Source organism: Streptomyces sp. NPDC046931 (assembly GCF_040644655.1).
Classification (GTDB): domain Bacteria; phylum Actinomycetota; class Actinomycetes; order Streptomycetales; family Streptomycetaceae; genus Streptomyces.
On sequence record NZ_JBEYWX010000044.1, the window covers coordinates 18,779 to 29,087 of the forward strand.

Here is a 10,309-nt window from a genome sequence, read left to right on the forward strand (position 1 = left end):
CGAGCGAGTAGGTCCGGTCGATGACCGGGGCGAGCTTCCCGGAGCAGCCCTCCCGCCGGGGCCTGAGGAAGGGCCGGCTGCTCCGACAGCGCGTCGGCAAAGGCGCCGCCCGGCCGGGCGTAGCGTAGAAGTCATGACGAAGTACGGTTCCTTCCCCGGTACGCGTCCCCGTCGGCTGCGGACGTCCCCTGTCATGCGGCGTATGGTCGCCGAGACCCGGCTGCATCCGGCCGACCTCATCCTTCCCGCGTTCGTGCGGGAGGGCGCCGGCGAGCCCGTGCCGATCTCGGCCATGCCCGGTGTCGTGCAGCACACCCGGGACAGCCTGAAGAAGGCGGCCGCGGAGGCGGTGGAGGCCGGGATCTCCGGGATCATGCTCTTCGGCGTGCCGGAGGAGTCGAAGAAGGACGCGCTGGGCACCGCCGGGACCGATCCGGATGGGATTCTCCAGGTGGCCCTCCGGGATGTGCGGGCCGAGGTCGGGGACGACCTGCTCGTCATGTCCGATCTGTGCCTGGACGAGTTCACCGACCACGGGCACTGCGGTGTGCTCGACGCGAAGGGCCGGGTCGACAACGACGCCACCCTGGAGCGGTACGCCGAGATGGCCCAGGTCCAGGCCGACGCGGGCGCCCATGTGGTGGGACCCAGCGGAATGATGGACGGTCAGATCGGGGTCGTCCGGGACGCTCTCGACCAGATCGGCCGGGAGGACGTCGCGATCCTCGCCTACACCGCCAAGTACTCCTCCGCCTTCTACGGTCCCTTCCGGGAGGCCGTCGGGTCGTCGTTGCAGGGCGACCGGAAGACCTACCAGCAGGACCCCGCGAACTGGCGGGAGTCCCTGCGGGAGTTGGCCCTGGACCTTGAGGAGGGCGCCGACATGGTGATGGTCAAGCCGGCCGGGCCCTACCTCGACATCCTGGCGAAGGTCGCGGACGCGGTCGACGTGCCCGTGGCCGCGTACCAGATCTCCGGCGAGTACTCGATGATCGAGGCCGCCGCCGAGAAGGGCTGGGTCGACCGCGACCGGGCGATCCTGGAGACGCTGACCGGCATCAAGCGGGCCGGTGCCCGCACGATCCTGACGTACTGGGCCACCGAGGTCGCCCGGAAGCTGCGCTAGGCGGTACGGGTGCGCCGTTGCGGAGGTGCTTCGGCGCACAGGGCGACGGCCAGGAGGTCGCATTCCCGGCCCGGCCGGGCGACCAGCTGGAGGCCGACGGGTTCGCCCGCCTCGGTACGCCCCCCGGGAAGACTGATGGCGGGGTGCCCCGTGATGTTGAAGGCCCATGTCAGCGCGACGCTCATGGCGGTCCCGGGTCCCTGGTGACCGTGCGGGGGGTTGGGCGTCGTCGGCGTGGCGAGCAGGTCGTACGCGGCGAAGAGGCCGTCGAGTGCCTGCCGCAGGTCGGTTCGGGTGCCCGTCGCGGTCTCTGCCGTCCCGCCGTTTCCGCCGCCGCGCAAGGCGGCCCAGCAGGGCGCGGGGTCCGGCAGGTTCAGCGGGACGTCACGGGGGGCGACGGCGCCCCTGCCGGCCAGGTCGTCGAGGAAGGCGCGCGCGGTGCCCGCGATCCGTGGGGTGGTGTCGGCGAAGCCCAGCGTGGCCGACCAGGCCGTCCGCAGCGGCCGTCGGGGAGGCGCGAGGCCGGGCAGGGTCGCGGTGCCCGCGAGGGCGTCGAGGTAGGCGGCGGCGTCCCCGGCGGTACGGGCCAGGGGGCCGGACACGTTCAGCCCGGCGCGGTCGCGGGCGGGGACGAGGCCGCCCGTGGGTTTCAGTCCGATGACCCCGCACCAGGCCGCCGGGATGCGGACCGATCCGGCTCCGTCGCTTCCGGTGGCCAGGGGCACCATCCCGCGGGCCACGGCGGCGGCCGAGCCGGCCGAGGAGCCACCGGGACTCCAGTGTGGATGGTGCGGGTTGAGCGTGGGGCCGCGGTCGGTGGCGCCCCAGGTCTGCCAGGCGGTACCCCGGCCCGGCGTGGCGGTGGCGCCGACGGGGACGCAGCCGGCGGCCAGCAGACGGGTCGTCTGATGGGCGTCGAGTCCCTCGGTGGCCTTGACGGCGAGGGGGACCCCGGCCAGCGGGAGCCGCTCGCCCGCCCGGACTCGGCGGTCGACCTCGGCGGCGTGGGCCGCTGCCTGTTCGGGCCACAGCTCGGTGAAGGCCCGTACCGAGCCGTCGTGCACGGCGATGTGCGCGAGGGCCGTGTGTGCCGTCTCGCGTGCCGACACCTCACCGGACAGGACCCGGGCGGCGATCTGCCGGGCGGACAGCCGGGCGTACTCCCGGAGCACCTGGGTGGTCAGCGTCGTCACCTCTCCTCCTGCGGAACCGGCCGCACGGTTCAGTACATCAGGGCCGCCTCGCCGCTGGAGAGCCAGTACGTCACCGTCACGGTGTCGTCGACGCGGACGCCCTTCGCCGGGAGCGCCGGGTGGGCGGCGGGGCCGGTCGGCAGGGCGAGGGTGAGGGTCCGTACCGTGCGGGAATGTGCGGCGGCTGGGTCCGCCGACGACAGGCGCACGCCCGCGTAGGCCGACTCGCCGGGGGAGAGAGTGAGGGCGGAGCGCGGCTTCGTCTCCGGGACCGGCCGGGCGGGGGAGCCGTCCTCGCCGAAGCGGGCCACCGGGTAGGCGGTGAGGGTGCAGTTCGCGGTGCCCGTGTTGGTCAGCCGCAGGAGCAGGTGGTCAACGGGCCGGGAGACCTCGGTCGCCGTCGTCCTCGCGCGGCTCCCGGAACAGGGGCCCGCCGCGCCGGAGCCTTCCGTGTTCCGGGGGGCCACGGAGGACGCGGTCGAGGGGCCCTCGTCCCGTACGCCCTCCCCGTTCCGGCAGGCCGTGAGCGCGAGCGCGGCGAGCGCGACCGTGGTGAGGGCGAGCAGACGGGCGGGGACGGTACGAGCGGACATGGGACGGCCCTTCGACGTGGACGAGCTGGGGGTGGCGCGCCGCCGCTCGACCGGTCGCCGGGAGCGGACGCCTCGCTGACCACAGCTTGAGCGGTGGCCCGCCCAAGGCGCCACATTCCCCGCCGTTTCCGGGACGCCGGGATCTTGGGATGGTGGCCGAACTGGGGAAACGCCGTCCCTCGGGAAGCCTTCGCGGGACGCGGGAGCGCGGCCCAGGCGCGGCCGGTGGCCCGTCAGCCCTTCGTGCCGAACCACAGCTCGGCGAGCGCGTCGAGGCGGGGTTCGGACGGTAAGGGCAGTTCACGCAGGTAGAAGGGCAGGTCGCTGTACATGTGCAGCAGGGCGTAGGCGAGCAGCTGGTCCGGGTCGTGCGGGGCGCGCCCGTAGGCCTCGTAGAACCGGCGCAGCTGGCGCGGGTCGGCGCGGGTGATGAACAGGCCGACGCTCGCGAAGTCGTAGGCCGGGTCGCCGATCATCGCCGGTTCGAAGTCGAACAGACCGGTCAGACGGCGGCCGCCCCGCATATCGATGGTCAGGTGCTCGCGCATGAACTCGGTGTGCAGCAGTGCCAGTTCGGTGGAGACCGGCAGGGGCACCGCGTCCAGGAAGTCGGGGATACGACTCAGCCAGGGCTCGGTCACCCCGGTGCGGCCGTGCTGCTCCAGCGTGCCCGCGCGCCGGCGGCGCAGGAACGAGGACCAGTCCGAGGGGCCCACGATGTCCGTCAGCGGCTTCCAGGCCATCGCGTGCAGCGCGGCCAGCGCCTGGGCCGACTCCGCCACGATCCGGTCCTGTTCCGCCGCCGTCAGCTGCGGCCACGCCTCGGCGACGCTCCGGCCGGGCAGCCGGGACATCAGCACGAACCGCCAGCCGTTCACATACTCGTCGGTGGCGATCAGGCGAGGGGTCGGCAGCGGCAGTTGACCCCACAGATGGGCCAACACCCTTGCCTCACGTATCGCTTCGGCCGTTCCGAACCGCGGGTACAGCTTCAGCACCATGTCGCCGCCGAGCGCGTACACCGGCAGGGAACCGTCGTCGAAGCGCCGCAACGCGAGCCCCACGAGGCCCATTTGGTTGCACAGGTCCAGGGCCGCCGGACGCAGCACCGTCTCGTCGGAGACGATCGCCTCCAGCTCCTTGTACGTGTCCACGGTGGGCAGCATGCGCCGCAGCCTAGGGCCCGCCGGGGGTGTCCGCAGGGCGAAACGGGATTGATGTAAAGGGCAGTGATATCCCTAAGGTGCGCGAACGAGGTGTTTTCGAGTGGCGTACCCACGGCGTTCGCACGTCCCACGGTCGCCCGCACACAGAAGGAGCCGCCGCTGTGACCTCCGCCGACCGCCGCACCAGCAGTTTGCCGCCGCCCCCGTTCGCCGCCCGGGTCGCCGCGACCGGCGGTTCCCCCGTGCGGGACATTCTCGCCGTCACCGCCCGGCCCGAAGTCGTCAACTTCGCGGGCGGACTTCCGGCCCCCGGGCTCTTCGACGCCGACGGTGTCGCCGCCGCGTTTCACGCCGTGCTCGCCGAAGTGCCACAACGGGCGCTCCAGTACGCGACGACCGAGGGAGAGCCCGCACTGCGGGCCGCGCTCGCCGACCGCACCACCGCACGCGGCCTGCCCACCAGCCCCGACGACCTCCTCGTCACCACGGGCTCGCAGCAGGCGCTGTCGCTGCTCGCGACCGCCCTGCTGGAGCCCGGCGACACGGTCCTCGTCGAGGATCCCTGCTATCTCGCGGCACTCCAGGTGTTCGGCTTCGCGGGTGCCCGCATCGTCGCCGTGCCCGGCGACGCGGACGGCATCGACCCCGATGAGCTGGAGGAACTGGTGCTGCGGGAGCGCCCCAAGCTGCTCTACACGGTCCCCACCTTCCAGAACCCCACCGGGCGTACCCTCCCCGCCGGCCGCCGCGCCGCGATCGCCCGCGTCGCCTCCCGGCGCGGGCTGTGGATCGTCGAGGACGACCCCTACGGCGAACTCCGCTTCGAGGGCGGGCGGGTGCCGTGGATCGCCTCCCACGACGACGCCCGCGACCGCACCGTGCTTCTCGGCTCCTTCTCCAAGGTGATGGCCCCCGGCCTCCGGCTCGGCTGGCTCCGGGCACCGGCCGCGCTACGGCGGGCCTGCACGGTCGCCAAACAGGCCGCCGACCTGCACACCCCGACCGTCAACCAGCTCGCCGCCGCCCGCTATCTGGCCGGCCGGGACCTGGACGCGCACGTCTCGCGTGTCGCCGCCGCCTACCGCAAGCGCCGGGACGCCATGCTCGCCGGCCTCCCGGAGGCACTCCCCGAGGGCTCGGCCTGGAACCGCCCCGAGGGCGGCATGTTCCTGTGGGCCAGGCTCCCCGAGGGGTACGACACCACGGCACTGCTGCCCAGGGTGGTGCAGCAGGACGTGGCGTACGTCCCCGGCGCGCCCTTCTACGCGGGCGCGCCCCAGACGTCGACGATGCGGCTGTGCTTCGTCACGCACACCCCCGAGGAGATCGCGGAGGGGCTGCGGCGGCTGGGGAAGGGATTGCGGTAGGGCTCCTGGGTCAGTCCCACCAGAAGGCCCAGATCCGGCGGCCCAGGATCTCGTGCTCGGCGTACTCCCGCAGCGTCTCGTGGTGCCCCTGGGTGATGTTGTCCGGGCAGAAGGCGAAGTGCTCGGCGGCCACCGCCTCGGCCTCGGCGAGGCCGGTGGGCGGCGCCGCCACCGACAGGACCAGCTGGTCGAAGGTGAGCGCGACGACCCGTACGCCGAAGCGGTCCTCCCACGAGCGCAGCACGGAGCAGAGGCGGGCCGTGTCGTTCTCGTGGTTCAGCGGGCCGCTCCAGCCGATGGCCGCGGGGATGTCCGCGGAGCGGCGGGCCGGGACCAGGGCGAGGCGCGGCTCCTTGAGCCATGAGCCGCCGTCCAGCAGGGAGTCGGCGACCTGGGCGGCACGCGCGTCGGGGTCGGCCTCCAGCCGGGGCGCGGCGGCGAGGCCGGGCCACTCGGGGCCGAACGGGGCACGGATCTCGCCGAGTTCCTCGTCCGCGTCCTCGTCTCCCCAGAACTCGGCCAGCACCTCCTCGGCGTCGTGGTCCCCGGGGTAGGACACCTCCCCCGGCATCAGCTCCCACTCTTCGGGGCCGCCCTGGCTGCCGCCGACGTCGACGAGCACCGGAAGGAGCCCGACCCGTGCGCCGGGCGCACCCAGCCGCGCCCAGTTGCCGGAGGACGCGGCGCGCCCGGCGTGCCACAGCAGCGGCTCGTGCCACGGACCCTCGTCCGTCGCGTCGATCAGACTCCCCGGAGGGAGTTCAAGCCCGAGCGCGCGCCCGCTCGGATCGGCCGCCAACCGGGGCAGCGGATTGGGAAGTGTCGCCATGTCAGTGACTGTAGGGCCAGCCACTGACAACGCCCCTAGCGGGCGGCGTAGTCGGTGAACGCGGCCCAGGCCTCCGGCGAGGCGGTGAAGGTGGGGCCGGTGGGGTTCTTGGAGTCGCGGATGTGGACGGCCGTGTCGCCGTTGCATTCGGTTCTCGTGTAGGCGACTTCGAGGCATTCGCCGCCTTCGCTGCCGCTGTAGGTCGACTTGAACCACTGAAGTGCGGTGCTCATTGCTCTCCTAGCAGACGGTCCAGCAGGCGCTTCGACTCCTGTGGGTTGAGGGCCTGTGCTCGCAGCATCGCATACTTGCGCGCAAGGATGGACACTTCGCCCGGGTCGGAAACCCATTGGCTGCCGCGCTGCCCCTCGATGTAAGCCAGGTGCTGATGGTCGGGGGTTTCCAGCAGGACGAAGGGGCCGTCGAGCCCCGCATGGGATGGACTGTTCATCGGCAGGAACTGCACGGACAAGCCGGGTAGTTCGGCGTACTCGCGCAGATGGCGCAGCTGCTCGTGGTGCACCTCTGAGCCGCCGATCTCAAGGTGCAGCACCGGTTCCCAGATGACGAAGCTCACCGTCGGGGGAACCTTGCGGTGCAGCACGTCCCGACGGCCCACGCGGGCTGCGGTCCTCGTCTCGATCTCGTCCTCGTCGTACGCCGGGACGCGTTCACGGAGGACGGCACGCGCGTACGCCTCCGTCTGCAGAAGGCCGGGCAGGGCCTGGTTGGCGTACAGGGACAGAGCGATGGCTTCCCGCTCGTGTTCCACATACAGCTCCGCCCACATCGGAAACTGGTCGATCTCCGGCAGGTTCTCCACTCCGGCCGACAACAGCCCCTTCGTCTGCAGGAGTTCGTCCAGCAGCTCGGCCAGGTCCGGCTTCAGGGGGCGCCTTCCCTGCTCGATCGACGCGATGGTCTCCTCGTCGAGCATCAGCCGTTCCCCGAGCGCCCGTTGGGTCAGTCCCGCCGCACGGCGTGCCGTGCCGAGCTGGACGCCCAGCATCCTCATGGCCGAGAGATTCTTCTTCCGTGGAGACTTCCTGGAGTTCATGCTGGACCAACTCCCCGTGCTGCACGTACGCGACCCCGAACGAACCCGTACAAAAAATCTGTACGGGCTCACTCGGTGATCCACGGTAGTCACGCTCCGCAACTCTCGTCCCGTGAACGAGACGATCCAACTCCCGCCCCTGCGCGAGAGATTCTTCCGGCGCGAGCGCCGGTCCGTCCCCGCCGCACGGAGGTTCGCCCACGAGACCCTGACGGGCTGGGGTCTCGCGGAAACCGAGCGCAGCGGCGACGTGCTGCTGTGTGTGAGCGAGCTGGCGACCAACGCGCTGCTGCACGGGGTACCGCCCGGCCGTCATTTCCGCGTGTTCCTGCGCTACGACGGTGCCGTACTGCGTGTGGAGGTGCACGACAGCGGGCCCGGCGTCCCGCACATCGCCGAGGAGGCCGGCGAGGGCGGGCGCGGGCTGCTGCTTGTCGCCGCGCTCGCCGACAAGTGGGGTGTCGGCGAGCGCGAACTCGGCAAGGTGGTGTGGTGCGAGTTCGCTCCCACACCACCCGGCGACCTCACCAGGTGAGGGCGTCGGCCGCGCTGGACTGCCAGTACGTCGCGGTCAGTTTGCTGTCGTAGTACACGCCCTTGGCGGGCAGCCGCACACTGGCCGTGGGGCCCGCGTCGCTGCGCGGGGTGCGCCCCTGGAAGATGACGGTCAACTTGTGGCCGGTGGTTCCGTTCTCTCCGCTGCCGTCGGCGGCCGAGAGGCGCACACCCGCATATCCGGACTCCCCCGGAGCGAGCGTGATCACGGCCTGCGGGCGGCTCTCCTCGACCGCGCCCGGCGCCCACTGCATCTCGTCGAACCGCAGGACGGGGTAGTACGTCAGGTCGCACGGCCGGGAGCCGGTGTTCTTGACGGTGATAAGCATGTGGTTGAGGGGCCGGGACACCTCCTGGGCGGTGACCTGGGTGTTCCCGCCGTTGCAGAGGACGGGGGTCCTGGTGGTCGCCGCACCGGAGCCGGAGGCGCGGCCCGTGGACCCCTTGCCGGCCCCCGTGCCCGTGCGGGACGCCGTGCCGGAACCCTTCGCGGCCGACGACCCCGAACCGGAGCCGTTGGCGGCGGTCCCGGTGTCCTGTGCGGCGGGGCTCCGGGTGGGGGACGACACGGCGGGCGCCGACGCCCGGCCCTCGTCCTTCGTGCCCGTGCCGTTCTGACACGCCGTGAGGGCCAGCGCCGCGACCGCGACGGTGGTGGTGGCGAGCAGCCCGGTGCGGGAGCGGGCGGTGGGGAGAGTGCGCATGGCTGGATACCTCGTTCGTACGTCGGAACGGTGCGAGCCGCCCGGCCGGTCGGCGGGAGCGGCGTGCTTGGATGGCATGGAGCCTGCGGGGCGATGTGTCCCAGCTGCCACGATCGGCGGACCATCAGGGACGCTGGAATGCCCCTAGTGGCTCTGAGCTGGGAGGACGAGGAGTCCCTGGGACGCCGTCGGGGACATGGGGGAGCGGAGGAATGGTGTCGGGGGTGGACGCGGCAGACGCCTTCGGGCAGCTGCTGAGGGAACTGAAGGATCGGTCCGGGCTGAGCTACGGGCTGCTCGCCAAGCGGCTCCACATGAGTACGTCGACACTGCACCGGTACTGCAACGGGGACGTCGTCCCGACGGACTACGCGCCCGTGGAACGGTTGGCCCGGCTCTGCAGGGCGGCGCCCGAGGAACTGGTCGAGCTGCACCGCCGATGGGTGCTGGCCGACGCGGCGCGGGAGAGGAAGAGCAGGACGGCCGCCGTACGGGAGGCGGACGCCGCAGAGCAGGAGGCGGGCGCAGGGCCCGAGCCGGAGTCCGAGCCAGAGCCGGAGCCCGGCGGGGCGAGGACATCCGCAGGTCCCGCCGCGCCTGCCGCCCCTGCGCAGCCCGATGCTTCCGCACGTCCCGGCTTCCGTCGGCGCATCCGCCCCGCGGTGCTCGCCCCGGTCGGCGCACTCGTGGTGCTGGGCGCCGCGGTGCTCGCGTGGAACCCTTCCTTCGGCCTCGGCGCGGACGGTGCCAAGAGCCCCACGGAAGCGTCGTCGGCCGCGGACCCGCAGCACACCGTGGACGGGGACGGCACGGCGGACCCGATGCGCCCCTCGCCGTCGCGCTCCGGCAAGGGCACGGGCACGGAGGCCGACGGGAAGCGGGGCGGCGACACGGGCACCGGCTCCGTGGCCCCGAGCGACCGTCCCGGCCGTCCCGCGACCGCCCCGGCCGCCCCGGGCGACGCGGCCACGGCCGTACCGCTGACGGTCAACACCCGCCCGTACGCCTGGGAAGGCCCGTGCACCCAGCACTACCTGATCGACCGGTCGCCGCAGCGGGTACCGCCGCCGCCCGCCGAACAGGACGCGCCGGGCTGGGTGTCGGCGCTCGGCGCGGTGTCGTCCGGGGGTCAGTACGTCGTGCTCACGGTGCAGGGCACCGGCGCGTCGACCGTGGTCCTGGAGGACCTGAGGGTCCGGGTGATCTCGTCGGACACACCCCTGGCCTGGACCGACTACTCCATGGGCGTGGGCTGCGGCGGTGGTGTGGAGACGAACGGGTTCGACGTCGGCCTGGACGCGGGCCGCCCGTCGGCGGCGCCCGCCCAAGGACAGCGCGACTTCCCGTTCAAGGTGAGCGAGTCCGACCCGGAGGTCTTCCAGGTCCGGGCCCGCGCCGCCGCGCACGATGTGCGCTGGTACCTGGAACTGCAGTGGTCCAGCGGCGCACGGCACGGCACGGTCCGGATCGACGACCACGGCAGCCCGTTCCGGACGAGCGGCAACACGGGCCGGCCGGGCTATGACTTCCCGATCGGCAGCGCGAAATGGTACGCCCGCGAGGGCGGCTGACCGGGCGGTGCCGCAGGCGGCCCGAAACGAACGCGGCCCCGCCGGGAAGGTCCGACGCTGTTGGTTAATTCGGGGCCTGCGTGACGTCGGTCTTCAAGACTCGGTTGTGGTCTTGAAGACCGACGTTGTCGTATGGGGTGGGTGTTGA

At 72.5% G+C, this 10,309-nt stretch carries 12 protein-coding genes; 5 read left to right on the forward strand and 7 right to left on the reverse strand.

Features of this window, described 5'->3' with window-relative positions:
• Positions 1–133 precede the first annotated feature (133 nt).
• Positions 134–1,126: a porphobilinogen synthase gene (hemB, locus tag ABZ876_RS38150; protein WP_361790704.1), complete on the forward strand. Its 993-nt coding sequence runs from the start codon at positions 134–136 to the stop codon at positions 1,124–1,126.
• Here hemB and ABZ876_RS38155 read toward each other — a convergent pair.
• From ABZ876_RS38155 to ABZ876_RS38165, 3 genes are all read right to left on the reverse strand, one after another.
• Positions 1,123–2,319 carry an amidase gene (locus ABZ876_RS38155; protein ID WP_361790707.1) on the reverse strand — a complete coding sequence of 399 codons (1,197 nt, stop codon included), beginning with the start codon at positions 2,317–2,319 and terminating at the stop codon, positions 1,123–1,125. The genes hemB and ABZ876_RS38155 overlap by 4 nt on opposite strands.
• 29 nt (positions 2,320–2,348) lie before the next feature.
• On the reverse strand, positions 2,349–2,912 hold the full coding sequence (locus tag ABZ876_RS38160; protein WP_361790710.1) for a DUF4232 domain-containing protein: 564 nt from the start codon (positions 2,910–2,912) through the stop codon (positions 2,349–2,351).
• A 233-nt stretch (positions 2,913–3,145) separates the two neighbouring features.
• Positions 3,146–4,078, reverse strand: a complete 933-nt coding sequence (locus tag ABZ876_RS38165; protein ID WP_361790713.1) for an aminoglycoside phosphotransferase family protein — start codon at positions 4,076–4,078, stop codon at positions 3,146–3,148.
• A gap of 161 nt (positions 4,079–4,239) precedes the next feature.
• On the opposite strand from ABZ876_RS38165, the gene ABZ876_RS38170 reads away from it, so the two are divergent.
• Positions 4,240–5,445, forward strand: a complete 1,206-nt coding sequence (locus ABZ876_RS38170; RefSeq protein WP_361790716.1) for a PLP-dependent aminotransferase family protein — start codon at positions 4,240–4,242, stop codon at positions 5,443–5,445.
• 10 nt (positions 5,446–5,455) lie between these two features.
• Here ABZ876_RS38170 and ABZ876_RS38175 read toward each other — a convergent pair whose 3' ends face one another.
• Genes ABZ876_RS38175 through ABZ876_RS38185 form a run of 3 tightly spaced genes read right to left on the reverse strand, consistent with a single transcriptional unit; the run spans position 5,456 to position 7,331 of the window.
• Positions 5,456–6,274, reverse strand: coding sequence for a DUF4253 domain-containing protein (locus ABZ876_RS38175; protein WP_361790719.1), 819 nt, complete (start codon positions 6,272–6,274; stop codon positions 5,456–5,458).
• Positions 6,275–6,309: 35 nt separating this feature from the next.
• Positions 6,310–6,507 (reverse strand): DUF397 domain-containing protein, encoded by a 198-nt coding sequence (locus ABZ876_RS38180; RefSeq protein WP_361790722.1) that lies wholly within the window; start codon positions 6,505–6,507, stop codon positions 6,310–6,312.
• Complete coding sequence (locus ABZ876_RS38185; protein ID WP_361790725.1) at positions 6,504–7,331, reverse strand: helix-turn-helix transcriptional regulator; 828 nt, start codon at positions 7,329–7,331, stop codon at positions 6,504–6,506. The genes ABZ876_RS38180 and ABZ876_RS38185 overlap by 4 nt, the downstream gene beginning before the upstream one ends.
• Here ABZ876_RS38185 and ABZ876_RS38190 point away from each other — a divergent pair.
• Both ABZ876_RS38190 and ABZ876_RS38195 read left to right on the forward strand, forming a co-directional pair.
• A complete protein-coding gene (locus tag ABZ876_RS38190; RefSeq protein ID WP_361790737.1) occupies positions 7,288–7,410 on the forward strand; it encodes a hypothetical protein in 123 nt (40 codons plus the stop codon). The genes ABZ876_RS38185 and ABZ876_RS38190 overlap by 44 nt on opposite strands.
• A gap of 33 nt (positions 7,411–7,443) precedes the next feature.
• On the forward strand, positions 7,444–7,866 hold the full coding sequence (locus tag ABZ876_RS38195) for an ATP-binding protein (RefSeq protein ID WP_361790728.1): 423 nt from the start codon (positions 7,444–7,446) through the stop codon (positions 7,864–7,866).
• Here the strand turns inward: ABZ876_RS38195 and ABZ876_RS38200 are convergent.
• The gene (locus tag ABZ876_RS38200; RefSeq protein ID WP_361790731.1) at positions 7,856–8,590 is read right to left on the reverse strand and encodes a DUF4232 domain-containing protein; all 735 of its coding nucleotides are present in this window, start codon (positions 8,588–8,590) and stop codon (positions 7,856–7,858) included. The genes ABZ876_RS38195 and ABZ876_RS38200 overlap by 11 nt on opposite strands.
• 224 nt (positions 8,591–8,814) lie before the next feature.
• Here ABZ876_RS38200 and ABZ876_RS38205 point away from each other — a divergent pair, with 224 nt between their 5' ends.
• Positions 8,815–10,161 (forward strand): helix-turn-helix domain-containing protein, encoded by a 1,347-nt coding sequence (locus ABZ876_RS38205; protein ID WP_361790734.1) that lies wholly within the window; start codon positions 8,815–8,817, stop codon positions 10,159–10,161.
• The last annotated feature ends 148 nt before the right edge of the window (positions 10,162–10,309 follow it).

Bases quoted from the DNA above. Each gene is read 5' to 3' on its own strand.
- ABZ876_RS38165 (WP_361790713.1), bottom strand. From the start codon at position 4,078: ATGCTGCCCACCGTGGACACGTACAAGGAGCTGGAGGCGATCGTCTCC.
- ABZ876_RS38190 (WP_361790737.1), top strand. From the start codon at position 7,288: ATGGCCGAGAGATTCTTCTTCCGTGGAGACTTCCTGGAGTTCATGCTG.
- ABZ876_RS38200 (WP_361790731.1), bottom strand. From the start codon at position 8,590: ATGCGCACTCTCCCCACCGCCCGCTCCCGCACCGGGCTGCTCGCCACC.
- ABZ876_RS38180 (WP_361790722.1), bottom strand. From the start codon at position 6,507: ATGAGCACCGCACTTCAGTGGTTCAAGTCGACCTACAGCGGCAGCGAA.
- ABZ876_RS38175 (WP_361790719.1), bottom strand. From the start codon at position 6,274: ATGGCGACACTTCCCAATCCGCTGCCCCGGTTGGCGGCCGATCCGAGC.
- hemB (WP_361790704.1), top strand. From the start codon at position 134: ATGACGAAGTACGGTTCCTTCCCCGGTACGCGTCCCCGTCGGCTGCGG.
- ABZ876_RS38185 (WP_361790725.1), bottom strand. From the start codon at position 7,331: ATGAACTCCAGGAAGTCTCCACGGAAGAAGAATCTCTCGGCCATGAGG.
- ABZ876_RS38160 (WP_361790710.1), bottom strand. From the start codon at position 2,912: ATGTCCGCTCGTACCGTCCCCGCCCGTCTGCTCGCCCTCACCACGGTC.